This window comes from Lysobacter oryzae DSM 21044, from assembly GCF_059568595.1.
Genome location: NZ_JCANTQ010000008.1, coordinates 73,872 through 90,083 on the forward strand (window position 1 = coordinate 73,872; position 16,212 = coordinate 90,083).

Below are 16,212 nucleotides of genomic sequence, written 5' to 3' on the forward strand. Positions count from 1 at the left end.
GCTGCACGTGCGAACTGAGGACATCATCCCGCAACGGTTGCGCGATGCCCGACGCGCCGAAGCGCGCCGGGAGGCTGGGCCTACTGGACATCCAGCCCTTCCACCTTCTGCCATCCGCGCGGCAGCAAGCCACCCCGCGAAGCCCGCGCCCCGACGTACTCGTCGAGGTCCTTGAACGACAGCGACATCGTGCGCGTGCCGGACCTGACGACCAGGGTGCCGCCTTGCGGGACCACGGCGACCGCGACCACGCGTTCCGTACCGAGCTTGGCCTTGGGAATCTCGATGATCTTGTTGCCCTTGCCCTTGTCGAGTTCCGGCAGTTCGGACACGGGGAAGGCCAACAGGTGGCCGACGTTGGTGACGGCGACGACGCGGTCCTTCTCGCCGGCCGTGACCTGCGCCGGCTGCAGCACCTTGGCGTTGGGCGTCAGCGACAGCATCGCCTTGCCCGCCTTGTTGCGGCCGGTGAGGTTTTCGAAGCGGGTGACGAAGCCGTAACCGTGCGACGAGGCCAGCACGAAGCGGGTGTCGTTGTCGCCGGTGGCCAACGCCTGGAACGACGCGCCCGGTGCCGGCGAGAAGCGGCCCGTGAGCGGCTCGCCGTTGCCGCGCGCCGACGGTAGCGTGTGCGCCACGGTCGAGTAGGAACGACCGGTGGAGTCGAGGAACGCGACCTGCTGCGTGCTGCGGCCCCGGGCCGCGGCCAGCAGGCCGTCGCCCTCGCGGTAGCTGAGCGAGCCGGCATCGACCTCGTGGCCCTTGGCCGCGCGGATCCAGCCCTTCTCGCTGAGCACGATCGTCATCGGCTCGCTGGCTACCAGTTCGGTCTCCGACAGCGCCTGCGCGGCTTCGCGTGCGATCAGCGGCGAGCGGCGGGCGTCGCCGAACTTCTTGGCGTCGGCGAGCAGCTCGTCCTTCACCAGCTTCTTCAGCTTGGCCTTGCTGTCGAGCGTGGCGATGATGCGGTCGCGCTCGGCGTCGAGTTCGGCTTCCTCGCCGCGGATCTTCATTTCCTCCAGGCGCGCCAGCTGGCGCAGCCTGGTCTCGAGGATGTAGTCGGCCTGTTCGTCGCTGAGCTTGAAACGCGCGATCAGCACCGGCTTGGGCTCGTCCTCGCTGCGGATGATGCGGATGACTTCATCCAGGTTGAGGAAGGCGATGAGCAGGCCTTCCAACAGGTGCAGGCGGCGCTCGACCTTGTCGAGGCGGTGCTTGAGGCGGCGGGTGACGGTGTCGGTCCGGAAGCGCAGCCACTCGCCGAGGAAGGCCTTGAGCCCCTTGACCTGGGGGCGGCCATCCAGGCCGATCACGTTGAAGTTGACCCGGAAGCTCTTCTCCAGGTCGGTCGTGGCGAACAGGTGCCCCATCAGCTGCTCGGCGTCGACGCGGTTGCTGCGCGGCACCAGCACGATGCGGGTCGGGTTGGCGTGGTCGGACTCGTCGCGGATGTCCTCCAGCCACGGCAGCTTCTTCGCGCGCATCTGCGTCGCGATCTGTTCGATCACCTTGCTCGGCGAGGCCTGGTACGGCAGGGCGGTGACGACGATGTTGGCGCCGTCCTTCTCGAACACCGCGCGGGCGCGCACGCTGCCCAGGCCGGTCTCGTACATCGCCATCAGCTCGCTGCGCGGCGTGATGATCTCGGCGGTGGTCGGGTAGTCCGGGCCGAGGATGTGCTCGCACAGGTCGCGCGTGGTCGCATCCGGATCGTCGAGCAGGCGCACGCAGGCGCTGACGACTTCATTGAGGTTGTGCGGCGGCACGTCGGTGGCCATGCCGACCGCGATGCCGGTGGTGCCGTTGAGCAGCAGGTGCGGCAGGCGCGCCGGCATCCAGGTCGGCTCTTCCAGGGTGCCGTCGAAGTTCGGGTCCCAGTCGACCGTGCCCTGGCCGAGTTCGCCCAGCAGCACTTCGGCGATCGGGGTGAGCTTGGATTCGGTGTAGCGCATCGCCGCGAACGACTTGGGGTCGTCGCTGGAACCGAAGTTGCCCTGGCCCTCGATCAGCGGATAGCGGTACGAGAACGGCTGCGCCATCAGCACCATCGCCTCGTAGCAGGCGCTGTCGCCATGCGGGTGGTACTTGCCGATCACATCGCCGACGGTGCGCGCCGACTTCTTCGGCTTGGCGCCGGCATTGAGCCCCAGTTCGCTCATCGAATAGATGATCCGGCGCTGCACCGGCTTGAGGCCGTCGCCCAGGAAGGGCAGGGCGCGGTCGAGCACGACGTACATCGAGTAGTCGAGGTAGGCGCGTTCGGCGTATTCGCGCAGGGGAATCTGTTCGAAGCCGTGGAAGGTCGGGCGTACGGTGTCGCTCATGGAAGCTACGGAACCTGCGGAATGGAGGCGGGTGCTGAGGGAAGGATTCTAACGGCGCGGCGGCGGCGGCCGCCGCTGCTCAGCGGTGGAATTCGCCGGCGGCTTCGGGCTGGTAACCGATGGCAAGCACGCGCAGGTCGACCGCGCCGCCCGGCGCCTGCCACCGGATCGAATCGCCGATGCGCAGCCCGAGCAGGGCGCTGCCGACCGGGGCGAGGATGGATACGCGGTCCGGGCTGCCATCGGCGTCGCGCGGATAGACCAGCGTGAGTTCGCGCTCGCTGCCGTCGTTCATGGCGAAGCGCGCGGTGGAATTCATGGTGATGACGTCGGACGGCATCCTGCTGGGCTCCACCGCCTCGGCGCGATCGAGTTCCGCGCGCAGGGCGGTGGTGTCGATGTTCCGGGCCGCCGTCGACTCGAGCAGCGCCTCGATGCGCTCGCGGTCGAGGCGCGACACCAGCAGGGTGGGGGCGATGGGTTCTTCCAGGCGTTCTTGGTTCACGGTGGCTCCAAAAGCAGAGCGGGCGGCGCACCGGATGCGCCGCCCGCTGGTTGGGTTGTGGAGCGACCTTAGCCCGCAGGGGTGGAGGCGGCAACCTCGTGGGCCGCAGGCCCGGCAATCGGCGCCTGCGGCCAGCGGCGAGGGCAGATGCGGCAAAGAAAAAGCCCCGCATTTCTGCGGGGCTTCATCGCGAACTCGTTGGTGCCCAGGAGAGGACTCGAACCTCCACGGTTTTACCCGCTAGTACCTGAAACTAGTGCGTCTACCAATTCCGCCACCTGGGCATCGCGAGCGGCTTGCACCGCTGCGAGGGCGCGTATGTTGCGGTGCGGCGGCACGCTTTGTCAACGACCGCCGTGCATCTTTGTTCGCCCCGGTCATCCCGGGGCGCTCCCGACCGCGCCTTCATGACGGTATGCGACCATGCGCGGATGAAAAAGAAGACCACGGGCGGTCGAAAAACCGCGGGCCAGGGTAGCGGCCGCACCTCGGGCTCCACGGGATCGGGCGCTCCGCCCAAGGCACCAGGGAAGGGAAAAAGGCAGGGCGCGGCGCGACCCGCGAGCAGCACGGCACGCCCGGCGTGGATGCCCGAACCGCCGCCGCGCGGGTTCAACCCGAAGAAGATGGCCAGGCCGCCGGCGCGCGGCGGCATTCCGGCCGCGGGCACCGGCGCCGGCGAGTTCCAAGATCCGCACGCCGAGCGCGAAGCGAGCCGCTACGAACAGCCGATTGCGAGCCGCGAACTGATCCTGCGCCTGCTGGGCGAAGGCCCGATGTCCGCCGACGCGATTGCGCAACGACTGGACCTGGCGTCGCCCGATCGCTTCGAAGCGCTCAACAAGCGTCTCGCCGCGATGCTGCGCGACGGCCAGTTGCTGCTGAACCGGCGCGGCGAATTCGCGCCGACCGAACGCCTCGATCTCATCGCCGGCACGGTCATTGCCAACCCGGACGGCTTTGGCTTCCTGCGCCCGGAGGCGGGTGGCGGCGATGACCTGTTCCTGCCGCCGCTGGAGATGCGCAAGGCCATGCATGGCGACCGCGTGCTCGCCAGCGTCACCGGCATGGACCGGCGTGGCCGCCGCGAGGGTGCGATCGTCGAGGTGCTGGAACGGCGCCTGACCCGCCTGATCGGCCGCTTCGAGATCGAATCGGGCATCAGCTATGTCGTGCCCGACGACCGCCGCATCCAGCGCAACGTGCAGATTCCGCCCGACGCGCGCGGCGACGCGAAGCACGGCCAGCTGGTCGTGGCGGAGATCACGCAGGCGCCGGATTCGTGGCGTCCGCCGATCGGCCGCGTACTCACGGTGCTGGGCGAGCGCCTGACCGCATCGCTGGCGGTGCAGGCGGCGATCCACGGGCACGACCTGCCGCATGAGTTCCCGCAGGCGGTGCTGGCGGAAGCCGCGGCGGTGCCGCTCACCGTCGACGCGGCGACCGCGGCCGCGCGCGTCGACCTGCGCCAGCTGCCGCTGGTCACCATCGACGGCGAGGACGCCAAGGATTTCGACGACGCCGTGTATTGCGAACCCAACCGCGACGGCTTCCGCCTCGTGGTGGCGATCGCCGACGTTTCCAACTACGTCCGTCCCGGCACGCCGCTGGATGATGAGGCGCAGAAGCGCGCCACGTCCGTGTATTTCCCGGGCTTCGTCGTGCCGATGCTGCCGGAGACCCTGTCCAACGGCATCTGTTCGCTGATGCCGAAGGTCGATCGCCTGTGCTTCGTCTGCGACATGCAGGTGAATCGCGACGGCGAGGTCACGCATTCGAAGTTCTACGAAGCGGTGATGCATTCGCACGCGCGGCTGACCTACACCCTGGTCTGGAACGCGGTCGGCGACGTCCCGGAAGAGGCCAGGGCCGACGCGCATGCGCAGATCGGCTCGCTGCTGCCGCACGTCGAACACCTGCACCAGCTGTTCCGCGTGCTCGCCAAGGCGCGCGAACGCCGCGGCGCGATCGAGTTCGAATCCAGCGAAGTGCGATTCGTCCTCGGTCCGCAGGGCGAAGTCGTGCAGGCGGGCATGCTGCTGCGGAACGATGCGCACAAGCTGATCGAGGAATGCATGATCGCGGCCAATGTCGAGGCCGCGAAGTTCCTGCTGGCGCGCGAGGTGCCGGCGCCGTACCGGATCCACGAGCGGCCGCCGGAAGCCAAGTACGCCGACCTGCTCGAGTTCCTCAAGGAATTTGCCCTACGCATGCCGCCTTGGGCGAAGGTGCAGCCGCGCGACTTCACCGCGCTGCTGAAGAAGATCCGCGAGCGGGCCGATGCCACCCTGCTGGAATCGGTGCTGCTGCGCAGCCAGTCGCTGGCGGTGTATTCGCCGGACAACGTGGGGCATTTCGGCCTGGCGTTGGAGGCCTATGCGCACTTCACCTCGCCGATCCGCCGCTACCCCGACCTGCTGGTGCACCGGGCGATCAAGCACGCGCTGAGCGGGGCGCGCGTCGAGCAGTTCAAGTACCAGCCCAGCGCGATGGCCGCGCTGGCCCTGCAATGCTCCGAACGCGAGCGCCGCGCCGACGAGGCCGAGCGCGAGGTCGACGAACGCTTCCGTGCCGCATGGATGGAACAGCACGTGGGCGGCCAGTTCTCCGGCGTCATCAGCGGCGTCACCAGCTTCGGGCTGTTCGTCGAACTCGACGACTCCAAGGTCAACGGGCTGATCCACGTGACCCAGTTGCCCAGCGACTTCTACCACTTCGATCCGATCCGCAAGACCTTGGCGGGCGAGCGCACCGGGCGCGAATTCCGCCTGGGCGACCGCGTCGACATCGTCGTGCTCAAGGCCAGCGTCGAGGACCGGAAGATCGACTTCCGCCTGGTCGAGGAGCGTGGGGTGAAGCCCCCGCCGCCGCGGGGAAAGCCGGCGAAGCGGGTCAAGCAGAAGTACTGAGATAATGGGCGGTGCGCAGGACGGGCCTTGGCCCGCCTCGCGGTATGCCTCACATATGGCGGGCCAGGGCCCGTCCTACGGAACACACATGAGCACTAAACAGTGGATCGCCGGCATCAATGCAGTGTCGGCCGCCGTCGAGCACGACGCCGACAACGTGCGCGAAGTCCTGATCGAGGCCGGCGCGAAGAACCCGCGCCTGGTCGAGATCGAGGCGCAGGCGCGGCGCAAGGACATCGACGTGCGCCGCGTCGCCACGCAGGCGCTGGACGGCGTGGTCGGCAACCTGCGCCACCAGGGCGTGGTCGCCCGGTATGCGGCGGCGAAGACCTATAGCGAGAACGACCTGCAGGGCCTGGTCGAGGCGGCCGAAGGCAAGGCGCTGGTACTGGTGCTCGACGGCGTGCAGGACCCGCACAACCTCGGCGCCTGCCTGCGCAGCGCCGCGGCGGCCGGCGCGACCGCGGTGATCTTCCCCAAGGACAAGGCCGTGCAGGTCAATGCGACCGTGCGCAAGACTTCGGCCGGCGCCGCCGACAGCATCCCGGTGATTCCCGCCACCAATCTTTCGCGCACCCTGCGCGACCTGCAGCAGATGGGCGTGTGGATCTATGGCCTCGCCGGCGAAGCCGACGCGTCGTTCTGGGCCCTCGACCTGCGCGGCAATGTCGCGCTGGTGCTCGGCGGCGAATCCGATGGCCTGCGCCGGCTGACGCGCGAGAACTGCGACCAGCTGGTCAAGATCCCGATGCCGGGCGGCGGCGATGTCGAAAGCCTAAACGTGTCGGTGGCAAGCGGCGTGACCCTGTTCGAAGCCGTCAGGCAGCGCGCGGCTGCCGCGAAGTAGCCGGTCCGAGCCGCGTCGGCGGGAGCCCAGCCGCCGCGGAATCGACCATTCCAACTGCACCGAAGCGGGACGACCCGCCTCTCGATCATCATCCGGGGACGGCCCCACGTGATCGGAGACCATGCATGCACTGGATTATTCTCGTGCTCGCCGGACTGCTCGAAGTCGGCTGGGCGATCGGCCTGAAATACACCGAAGGCTTCACCCGCCTGTGGCCCTCGCTGGCGACGATCGCCGCGATGGTGATCAGCCTTGGGCTGCTCGGCATCGCGATGAAATCGCTGCCGGTGGGGACCGCGTACGCGGTGTGGGTGGGCGTCGGCGCCGTGGGCACCGTCATCCTCGGCATCGTGCTGTTCGACGAGCCGATGAATGCGCTGCGTATCGGCAGCGTGGCGTTGATCGTGGCCGGACTGGTCGGGCTCAAGCTCGCGACGCCTTGAACGCGCGTCCAACTGGCTCCGTGGGACAAAGTGGCCCGATCAGACCGCGTGCGTATCCACTTCGTCGGTCGCGCCCGGAGGTACCGCGCCGGGCGCCTTCAGCATCGGCCAGCCGTTGACGATCCGGCAGAACAGCTGCGCGGTGCGCTCGGTGTCGTACACCGCCGAGTGCGCCTCCTCGTTGCGCCAGTCCAGGCCGGCCGCCTGGACCGCGCGCGACAACACCGTCTGCCCGTAGGCCACGCCCGCCAGGGTCACCGTGTCGAACACGCTGAAGGGATGGAACGGACTGCGCTTGTGGCCGCAGCGCGCGATTGCGGCGTTGAGGAAGTTGAGGTCGAAGTGGGCGTTGTGCCCGACCAGGATGGCGCGCTGGCAGCCGTGCCTGCGCATCGCTTCGCGCACCGGCGCGAACACCAGGTCGAGCGCCGCGCGCTCGGGCTTGGCGTCGCGGAACGGGTGGTCGAGGATGATGCCCGTCACTTCCAGCGACTTGGGATCGATCTCCATGCCGGTCGCCGGCACCACGTGGCTGCTGGTGATCTCGCCGACGAAGAGCTGGCCGTTGTCGTCGACATCGATCGGCGCGACCGCGATCTCTAGCAGGGCGTGCCGGTTCCAGTCGAAGCCGCCGGTCTCCACGTCCACCACCACGGGCAGGAAGCCACGGAAGCGGGTGGCGAGCGGGGAGGCGGATTTCTTCGCGGCTTCTTGCATCCGGTCAGTTTAGCCGGATGAGCCACCTTCACGGCGCAGACTGATCAGACATCGGACGGCCGCTACAGCGATGTGCCCAGCAGCGTGCCGTTGCCGCGCATCTGTTCCAGCAACTGCCGGCCCTGCGCGAGGAACGCCGCGTCCGCGGCCACGCCCGCTTCCTGCGCCAGCGCCTCCAGTTGTTCGCGCCCGGTCAGGAGCGGATGCTCGTCGAGGCGTGCCAGCAGGCGGAATGCGAGGGGACTCAATGCCGAGAACCGCACGTCGCCGTCGGCTTCGCGCCGCAGCAGCACGAAGGTAGGGGCCGCGGGCGCTTCGTCCGGCTGGTAATCCGGCCCCAGCCGGTGCACCGGCCAGCGGTACGCCAACGCCCAGGCCAGCGGCGACACCACCGGCGCGCCTTCGAGCAGGTCGCCGTCCGGATCGTGGACGGCATCCTCCACGCGCGCTTCGGAAATCTGCAGCGCCAGTTCCACCCATTCGTAGTGCGCAAGCTCGCGCAGGAACGGCGGGTCGAGCGCCGGCAGCGCCTCGAGGTAGCGCAGGAACTCGCGCGCGATCTCCGGGAACAGCGGGGTCTGGCTGCGGTGGTCGCGATAGAAGTCGCGCACCAGCGATCTCCAGCGCGCGTCGCCCAGCAGCTTGCGGATCACCGGGAAGTTGCCCGCCAGCAGGCTCTCGATATTGTTGAACAGCAGCTCGCGGTAGATCGCCAGGCGCCGGTCCTCGAGATCGGGCGGCGGCGCGACATGCTCAGGGTCGCGGAGGTGGCGGGTCAGCTCGAGCTGCTGCTCACGCAGGCGCGCAGGCGTCCCCGGATGCGCTTGGGTGCGGGCGTGGTCAGGTGCGGGCATGGCGGTGCGCGCGCGCATCCGGCGCGTGCTCGTGCATGACGGAACGGATGGTGCGCAGTTCGGTTGCCAGCTCCGCATACGGCGGGATGTTGAAGTCGCGTTCCAGCAGGGTGGGACGCGGGCCGAAGCGCTGGTAGGCGGCTGCCAAAAGCTGCCACACCGCGTCCTTCACCGGCGCGCCATGGGTGTCGACCTTGAGGTCCTCGGCCTCGTCATAGTGGCCGGCGACGTGGATGTAGGCCACGCGTTCGCCCGGCAACCGCGACAGGAATTCGTGGGCGTCGTAGTGGTGATTGATCGCATTGACGTAGATGTTGTTGACGTCGAGCAGCAGGTCGCAGTCGGCTTCCGCCAGCACGGCATTGATGAAGTCGATCTCGGGCATCGCCTGGTGCGGCGCGGCGTAGTACGAGACGTTCTCCACGGCGATGCGGCGGCCGACAATGTTTTGGACCCGGCGGATGCGCGCCGCGACGTGGTGGACGGCTTCCTCGGTAAATGGAATCGGCAGCAGGTCGTAGAGTTGGCCGTCGTCGGCGCAGTAGCTCAGGTGTTCGCTGTACAGCGGCACGTGGTGGCGGTCGAGGAACCGGCGCACCCGCCCCAGGAAGGTTTCATCGAGTGGTGCGAAGCCACCCAGCGAGAGCGACAGGCCGTGGCATACGAGCGGATGCCGTGCGGCCAGGGCGTCCAGCGCGTCGCCGAACTTGCCGCCGACGCCGATCCAGTTCTCCGGCGCGCACTCGAGGAAGTCAAAGTCGCCCGCCGGCGCGGACTGCAAGGGTTGAAGCAGGGTTCGCCGCAGGCCCAGGCCGACGCTGTGCGGGAGGAGGGAGGACATCGTTGTTCTCGCCAATCGACGGAAGGGACGAAGTTCGTCCCTTCCGCCTCGCATCACTTCAGGCCATGCCGCCGCACTTGCCTTCGCCGCACTTGCCTTCCATCTTGGCCTTCTCGTCGGCAGCCTTCTTGTCGCCGCCGCACTTGCCCTCGCCGCACTTGCCTTCCATGTGCGCCTTCATCTCGTCGGAGCTGATGAAACCGTCGTGGTTGGTGTCATGCGCGCCGAACTTGCTGCTGTCGCCATCGTGCGCGGCGGCGAATTCGGCGGACGAGATCTTGCCGTCCTTGTCGGCGTCCATCTTGTCCATGCCGCACTTGCCTTCACCGCACTTGCCCTCGGCGGACATCTTGTCGGCGCCACACTTGGCTTCGGTGGTCTTCTTGTCGGCGGTCTTGGCTTCGCCCGCGGCATGGCTCGCGCTCACCATGTAGCCGCTGGCGAGATCGGTCATCGCGAAGGCCGAGCCCGACAGCGCCAGGCCACCCGCAAGGGCGGCGCCGACAGCGAGGGCGAGCGGTTTGTTGGTCTGCTTGGTGGACATGGTGAGCTCCTGGGGTGCGTGGATGTGGGCGATGCCCGCGGGTTTGGCCGGCCGAGTATGTACGGAACGGCAGGGGAAATGGATGCGTGTCGTCAGCACGCCAAGAATTCGCGTGCCACGACCCGCGCGCGGTGCAGCCGCGACTTCACCGCCTCGCGGCTCAGCCCCAGTTGCTCTGCGGTCTCCTCGATCGTCAGGCCTTCGAGGTCGCGCAGCAGGATGACTTCGCGGTAATGCAGCGGCAGGGATTCGAGGGCCGCCGCGACGTCCTGGCGCCATTCGATCGGGTCCGGGTAGACGACCGGGAGCAGGCATTCGGGGATGTCCTGGCCTGTGAGCAGCTTGCGGCCGCGCTTGAGGCGGTTGCATTCGCGCTTGACGATGCGGAACAGCCAGGAGGCGAAGCATTCGAGTTCGCGCAGGCTGCCGAGCTTGCGCGAGACCTGCAGCAGGCTCTCCTGCACCGCATCCTCGACGTCGTTGACGATGCAGTGGAACTCGGCATAGCGGCGCAGGTTCTGGCGCGACTGGCCGAGCACGCGTTCCAGCGCCAGGCGGTCGCCCGTGCGGGCCGCCTCGAGATCGCCATTGGCCAGTACCAGTTCCATGTCGTCGTGCCTCGCGGGTCCGGAGAATGCGCGCCGCAGCGGGCGCCTGCATATCCCAAGAGTGGGGGTAGACCAAAAAAGGTGCGGGCGTGAAGGATGCCTTCACGCCCGCGTTCAGCCGAGATTTATGCGAGGGCCATGGCCTTGGCCCGATTCCTGCTCAGCCGCCAGGGGCGATGGACTCGTCCCGCTTCTCGCGCGGCGGCAGCGGCTCGTCGCCCTTCACCAGGAACCACACGTTCTCGGCGATGTTGGTGGCGTGGTCGCCGACGCGTTCCATGTTCTTCGCCATGAACAGCAGGTGCGTGCAGCCGGTGATGCTGCGCGCATCCTCCATCATGTAGGTCAGCAGCTCGCGGAACAGTCCGGTATAGGCGACATCGATCTCCGCGTCGCGGGCGCGCACGCGCTGGGCGAGCTCGATGTCGCTGTCGCGATACGCGGTCAGCGCATCGCGGACCTGCTGCACCGCCAGGATGCCCAGGGCGTGCAGGCCCGAGATGTGCGGCAGGGGCGGGGCGAGGTTGAGGGCGCGCGAACGCTTGGCGACGTTCGCGGCCAGGTCGCCGATGCGTTCGATGTCGGCGGCAATGCGGATCGCGGCGAGGATCTCGCGCAGGTCGCGCGCCATCGGCCCGCGCAGCGCCAGCTTCATCACGTCGTGGCTGACTTCGTGCTCGAGCGCGTCGATCGCCTCGTCGTTGGCGATGATCCGTTCGGCGGCCTTGTCGTCGCGGCGCTGGACCACGTCGAGGGCGGCGTCGAGCTGCGCGGCGGCCATCTCGCCCATGCGCAGGGTTTCGGCGAGCAGGCGCTTCTGCTCGTCGTCGTAGCTCTTGACGATGTGGTCGTGCATGTTGGTGCCCATGTGCGTATCTCTGTCCCTGCGGCGGATTGCCGCAGCGTGTGGGTATTTCGATGCCATCCGTGGCGCGACATCACCGGCTTCGGATCGTCCGGCCCGGCCATCCATGGCCGGGCGTTCGCGACCGCAGCGGATGCCGATAGGGCATCTGCTGAGCGCGGTCGCTCACCCAAACCTGCCGGTGATGTAGTCCTCGGTCTGCTGCTTGGTCGGCTGCGAGAAGATCGTTTCGGTCGGGCCGTGCTCCACCAGGTCGCCCAGGTACATGAAGGCGGTGTAGTCGGACACGCGCGCGGCCTGCTGCATGTTGTGGGTCACGATCGCGATCGTGTAGTCCTTCTTCAGTTCCTCGACCAGCTGCTCGATGCGGCTGGTGGAAATCGGGTCCAGCGCCGAGGTCGGCTCGTCGAGCAGCAGCACGTCGGGCTTCAGCGCGACCGCGCGCGCGATGCACAAGCGCTGCTGCTGGCCGCCGGAAAGTCCCAGTGCGCTCTGGCCGAGCTTGTCCTTCACCTCGTCCCACAGCGCGCCCTGGCGCAGCGCGTTCTCGACGCGGTCGTTCATCTCCGACTTCGACAGCCGCTCGTGGTGGCGGATGCCATAGGCCACGTTCTCGAAGATGGTCATCGGGAACGGCACCGGCTTCTGGAACACCATGCCCACCTTGCTGCGCAGGCGGTTCATCGGGTACTTCGGGTCGAGGATGTTCTCGCCGTCCAGCAGCACGTTGCCCCTGGCCTGCAGCTTGGGATACAGCGCGTAGATGCGGTTGAACACGCGCAGCAGCGTGGACTTGCCGCAGCCGGAAGGACCGATCAGCGCGGTGACGCGCTTTTCCGGGATATCCAGGTGGATGTTCTTGAGCGCGTGGAACTTGTCGTAATAGAAGTCCAGGCCGCGCGCGGCGAGCTTCACGGCGGGAGCCGGTGCCGCCGCGGCGCCGCTGCGGTCGGGCATGGCTACGTTGAGGCGGGCATCGTTCATGGCGGCGGTGTGTCGGAAGGAAGTGGGAGAGGGAGCTTGCGGAAGCCCGTCCATGGCGTCCCCGGTCGGGTATGGCTTAGTCATGGGAGATCCTGTTGCGCAGCAGGAAGGTGCGCGCGAACAGGCTGACGGCGAGCACGAACAGCGTCAGGACCAGCGCCCCGGCCCAGGCGATCGCTTCCCAGTTGGCGAAGCCGCTGCCGGCGAACTTGTACATGACCAGCGGAACCGCGGCCATCGCGCCGGTGAGGTCCGTGCTCCAGAACTCGTTGCCGAACGCGGTGAACAGCAGCGGCGCGGTCTCGCCGGAAATGCGCGCCAGGGCGAGCAGGATGCCGGTGACGATGCCGGCCGAGGCGCTGCGGTACAGCACCTGCACGATCACCTTCCACTGCGGCACGCCCAGCGACAGCGCGGCTTCGCGCATCTGCGCGGGCACCAGCCGCAGCATTTCGTCGGTGGTGCGCACCACCACCGGCAGGACGATGAAGGCCAGCGCCAGCGCGCCCGCGAGCGCGGAGAACTGGCCGCCGGTCTGCATCACGAACACCGCGTAGACGAACAGGCCCAGCACGATGGACGGCGCCGACAGCAGGATGTCGTTGACGAAGCGCACCGCGGTGCCGAGCTTGCGGCTGTTGCCGTACTCCGCCAGCCAGGTGCCCGCGGCGATGCCGAGCGGGGTGCCGATCAGGATGCCCAGGCCGCACATCACGAGGCTGCCGAAGAAGGCGTTCTTCAGCCCGCCTTCCTCCAGCGGCGGCGGCTGGTCCTGGGTGAACAGCGCCCAGTTCACCCCGCCGATGCCCTTGGCAATCAGGGTCCACAGGATCCAGCCGAGCAGGGCCAGGCCTACCAGCGCCGCGACGGTCGCGAGCGCGATGGCGACGGCGTTGGCGATCCGGCGCCGCAGGTAGAGGGCGTTGGAAACGGCGGACATCAGTTGCCCTCCTTGCGAGCGAGCTGCATCAGCATCAGGCGGGCGATGGCGAGCACGACGAAGGTCACGATGAAGAGCACGAAGCCGAGCAGCAGCAGGGCGGAACGGTAGGTCTCCGTCGCCTCGCCGAAGTCGTTGGCGATCAGCGCGGCGATGGTCGTGCTCGGCTCCAGCAGCGACTTGGTGAAGCCGACGCTGTTGCCGATCACGAAGGCCACCGCCATGGTCTCGCCGAGCGCTCGGCCCAGGCCCAGGAACACGCCGCCGATGACAGCCGAACGGGTGTAGGGCAGGACGATGTCCCAGCTCACTTCCCACTTCGTCGCGCCCAGCGCGTAGGCCGACTCCTTCAGGCGCGTGGGCACGGTGAGGAAGACCTCGCGCATCACCGAGGAGATGAAGGGCGTCACCATGATCGACAGCACGATGCCCGAGGTGAGCATGCCCGCACCGATCGGCGGGCCCTGGAACAGCGGGCCGACCAGCGGCCAGGTGCCGGCGTGGTCGTTGAGCCAGGGCACGATCGACTCGCGCATCACCGGCATCAGCACGAAGAAACCCCACATGCCGTAGATGATCGAGGGCACGCCGGCGAGCAGCTCGATCGCCGAGCTGATCGGGCCGCGCAGCCAGCGCGGCGCCACTTCAGTCAGGAAGAAGGCGATGCCGAAGCTGACCGGCACCGCGATGAGCATGGCGATGATCGCGGTGACCACCGTGCCGTAGATCGGCACGAGAGCGCCGTACTTGTCTTCGACCGGATTCCAGTCGCTGGAGAAGAAGAAGCTCAGTCCCTGCACCTGCAGTGCGGTGCGGCCGCCCCAGAGCATGGACAGCGCCGCGCCGGCGAGGGCGACCAGTACGAACAGGGCCGTACCGGTAAGCACCCAGCGGAACAGCTTGTCGTTGCGGGCGTCGATCACGTCCCGGCGGCTGGACGTCGATGCGGGGAGGGCGGTGGCGTTCATTCGGGTCCGCGTGAGGGGGCAGGAGCACGGGTCGCGCCAGGGCGCCGGCCCGGATGCCGAGCGGTTCGGCCGGCTTGGCGCTATGAAATGATGTTTTTGTTACAGGGGAATGACATCTGCCTGTCACGGACCGGTCATGGCGAGCCTGGCGGCCGCGAGCGACGTGATCCGCCCCGGTCGCGAGCCCGGCATGGGCGCGCGCGGGGCCGCGGGGCGCGTGCGCGGAGCTGGAGGAGGTGCGTGCGCGAGGCGGCAGAGGTTCGAACGCGGGGCCCGAAAGGTCCGTCCGCGAGGCTGGAGGGGTTCGCGCGCGGGGGCGGAGGGTTCGTGCGAGGGGCTGGCCAGGTTCGCGCGCGGTCGCGTAGAGGCTCGTGCGTGGGGCCCCAAGGTTCGTACGCGGTGCCGAAGGGGTTCGTGCGCGGGGTTGGCAGGGCTCGCGCGTGGGGCTGCAGGGGTTCGTACGTGGGCCGGAGAAGTTCGTGCGTGGGGCCGAAGAGGTTCGTGCGCGCAGCCAAAGAGCTTCGTGCGCGGTGGGTGGAGGTTGGTGTGCGAACCCGGCGTGGTTCGTGCGCGGAGCGGTCGGCGTTCGCCCGCAAAAAGAAAAGCGGGCCCGGGGGCCCGCTTTCCGGTGTTGCGATGAAGCTGTTGCTCAGAACTTCATGTTCTGGGTCCAGTAGGCCTCGACCTGCTTCACCAGCGCGTCGGGCAGCGGCACGTAGTCCAGCGCCTTGGCCGAGGCGTCGCCATTGGCGTAGGCCCAGCTGAAGAAGTCCTTGGCGTTCTTCGCGCCGGCGGCGTTCTTCGGCTGCTTGTACATCAGGATGAAGTTGGTGGCGGTGATCGGCCAGGACTTCTCGCCCGGCGCGTTGGTCATCACCAGGTAGAAGTCCTTGGCGTTCGCCCAGTCGGCGTTCGCGGCAGCGGCCTGGAAAGTCTCGTCCGACGGCAGCACGAAGTTGCCGGCGGCATTCTTCATGCGCGAGTAGGCCATTTTGTTCTGCAGCGCGTACGACAGCTCGACGTAGCCGATGCCGCCCTTGATCTGCTTCACGTAGGCGGCGACGCCCTCGTTGCCCTTGCCGCCGATACCAGTCGGCCACTTCACCGCCGTGCCTTCGCCAACCCTGGTCTTCCACTCCGGGCTGACCTTGGACAGGAAATTGACGAAGTTGAAGGTGGTGCCCGAACCATCCGAACGATGCACGACGGTGATCTTGGCGTCCGGCAGCTGCACGCCGCTGTTGAGGGCGACGATCGCCGGATCGTTCCACTTGGTGATCTTGCCGAGGAAGATGTCGGCCAGCGTCGCGCCATCCAGCTTGAGCGCACCCGAGGCCACGCCCGGCACGTTGATCACCGGCACCACGCCGCCGATCACCGACGGGAACTGGGCGAGGCCGAACTTGGCCAGTTCTTCCGGCTTCATCGGGGCGTCGGACGAGCCGAAGTCCACGGTGCCGGCCTTGATCTGGGCGATGCCGCCGCCCGAGCCGATCGACTGGTAGTTGACCTTCTTGCCGGTGGACTTGGCGTACTCCGCCGACCACTTCGACATGATGGGATAGACGAAGGAAGCGCCGGCGCCGGTGACGTCGGCGGCGGATGCATTGGCGGCAACGAACGAGGTTGCAACCGCCAGCGCGGCGAGACGGAACTTGAAGGACTTGAACACGTATGGGCTCCTGGAGAGAAACGACGGGCCGGGCCCGTTCCCTGCGCATTCCATAACGGTTCGATGACAGCAGGAGGTCACAAATATTTCAGTTGGGTGACAAGGCGAGGATTGCCGGTTGCGGTTCAGGCAGGCGCCCGGCCCGCAAGGCACCCGGCGCGGGCAATAAAAAGGGGCGCGGTAACACCGCG

Annotated in this window: 15 protein-coding genes and 1 tRNA gene; 3 read left to right on the plus strand and 13 right to left on the minus strand. The window is 67.9% G+C overall.

Annotation, left to right across the window (positions count from 1 at the left end; translation table 11 throughout):
* Window positions 1-80 precede the first annotated feature (80 nt).
* The 3 genes from parC to BP05_RS00455 form a co-directional block, all read right to left on the minus strand.
* On the minus strand, window positions 81-2,324 hold the full coding sequence (gene parC / locus BP05_RS00445; RefSeq protein WP_496359365.1) for a DNA topoisomerase IV subunit A: 2,244 nt from the start codon (window positions 2,322-2,324) through the stop codon (window positions 81-83).
* Window positions 2,325-2,403: 79 nt separating this feature from the next.
* Complete coding sequence (gene rnk, locus BP05_RS00450; RefSeq protein ID WP_496359367.1) at window positions 2,404-2,829, minus strand: nucleoside diphosphate kinase regulator; 426 nt, start codon at window positions 2,827-2,829, stop codon at window positions 2,404-2,406.
* 199 nt (window positions 2,830-3,028) lie between these two features.
* Window positions 3,029-3,113, minus strand: a tRNA-Leu gene (locus tag BP05_RS00455).
* A gap of 147 nt (window positions 3,114-3,260) precedes the next feature.
* Here BP05_RS00455 and rnr point away from each other — a divergent pair.
* The 3 genes from rnr to sugE all read left to right on the plus strand — a co-directional run bounded on the left by rnr (window position 3,261) and on the right by sugE (window position 7,028).
* Window positions 3,261-5,738, plus strand: a complete 2,478-nt coding sequence (gene rnr / locus BP05_RS00460) for a ribonuclease R (RefSeq protein WP_496359369.1) — start codon at window positions 3,261-3,263, stop codon at window positions 5,736-5,738.
* A gap of 88 nt (window positions 5,739-5,826) precedes the next feature.
* Window positions 5,827-6,585: a 23S rRNA (guanosine(2251)-2'-O)-methyltransferase RlmB gene (rlmB, locus tag BP05_RS00465; RefSeq protein ID WP_496359371.1), complete on the plus strand. Its 759-nt coding sequence runs from the start codon at window positions 5,827-5,829 to the stop codon at window positions 6,583-6,585.
* Window positions 6,586-6,710: 125 nt separating this feature from the next.
* Window positions 6,711-7,028: a quaternary ammonium compound efflux SMR transporter SugE gene (sugE, locus tag BP05_RS00470; protein WP_496359373.1), complete on the plus strand. Its 318-nt coding sequence runs from the start codon at window positions 6,711-6,713 to the stop codon at window positions 7,026-7,028.
* Between the two features lie 39 nt (window positions 7,029-7,067).
* On the opposite strand, the gene rnt is transcribed toward sugE, so the two are convergent.
* The 10 genes from rnt to pstS all read right to left on the minus strand — a co-directional run bounded on the left by rnt (window position 7,068) and on the right by pstS (window position 16,075).
* Window positions 7,068-7,745 carry a ribonuclease T gene (gene rnt / locus BP05_RS00475; RefSeq protein ID WP_496359375.1) on the minus strand — a complete coding sequence of 226 codons (678 nt, stop codon included), beginning with the start codon at window positions 7,743-7,745 and terminating at the stop codon, window positions 7,068-7,070.
* 62 nt (window positions 7,746-7,807) lie between these two features.
* Complete coding sequence (locus BP05_RS00480) at window positions 7,808-8,599, minus strand: HvfC family RiPP maturation protein (RefSeq protein WP_496359377.1); 792 nt, start codon at window positions 8,597-8,599, stop codon at window positions 7,808-7,810.
* Complete coding sequence (locus tag BP05_RS00485) at window positions 8,586-9,440, minus strand: HvfB family MNIO-type RiPP peptide maturase (protein ID WP_496359379.1); 855 nt, start codon at window positions 9,438-9,440, stop codon at window positions 8,586-8,588. Before BP05_RS00485 ends, BP05_RS00480 begins: the two co-directional genes overlap by 14 nt.
* Before the next feature lie 58 nt (window positions 9,441-9,498).
* Window positions 9,499-9,984 (minus strand): HvfA family oxazolone/thioamide-modified RiPP metallophore, encoded by a 486-nt coding sequence (locus BP05_RS00490; RefSeq protein WP_496359381.1) that lies wholly within the window; start codon window positions 9,982-9,984, stop codon window positions 9,499-9,501.
* 92 nt (window positions 9,985-10,076) lie between these two features.
* Window positions 10,077-10,592 carry an RNA polymerase sigma factor gene (locus BP05_RS00495; RefSeq protein ID WP_496359383.1) on the minus strand — a complete coding sequence of 172 codons (516 nt, stop codon included), beginning with the start codon at window positions 10,590-10,592 and terminating at the stop codon, window positions 10,077-10,079.
* Window positions 10,593-10,752: 160 nt separating this feature from the next.
* Entirely contained in the window at window positions 10,753-11,460 is a 708-nt protein-coding gene (gene phoU, locus BP05_RS00500) for a phosphate signaling complex protein PhoU (protein ID WP_496359385.1), read from the minus strand.
* Between the two features lie 162 nt (window positions 11,461-11,622).
* On the minus strand, window positions 11,623-12,441 hold the full coding sequence (pstB, locus tag BP05_RS00505) for a phosphate ABC transporter ATP-binding protein PstB (protein ID WP_496359387.1): 819 nt from the start codon (window positions 12,439-12,441) through the stop codon (window positions 11,623-11,625).
* 76 nt (window positions 12,442-12,517) lie between these two features.
* Window positions 12,518-13,381, minus strand: coding sequence for a phosphate ABC transporter permease PstA (gene pstA, locus BP05_RS00510; RefSeq protein WP_496359389.1), 864 nt, complete (start codon window positions 13,379-13,381; stop codon window positions 12,518-12,520).
* Window positions 13,381-14,349: a phosphate ABC transporter permease subunit PstC gene (gene pstC / locus BP05_RS00515; RefSeq protein WP_496359391.1), complete on the minus strand. Its 969-nt coding sequence runs from the start codon at window positions 14,347-14,349 to the stop codon at window positions 13,381-13,383. The genes pstA and pstC overlap by 1 nt, the downstream gene beginning before the upstream one ends.
* 649 nt (window positions 14,350-14,998) lie before the next feature.
* Window positions 14,999-16,075: a phosphate ABC transporter substrate-binding protein PstS gene (gene pstS, locus BP05_RS00520; RefSeq protein ID WP_496359393.1), complete on the minus strand. Its 1,077-nt coding sequence runs from the start codon at window positions 16,073-16,075 to the stop codon at window positions 14,999-15,001.
* Window positions 16,076-16,212: the final 137 nt, after the last annotated feature.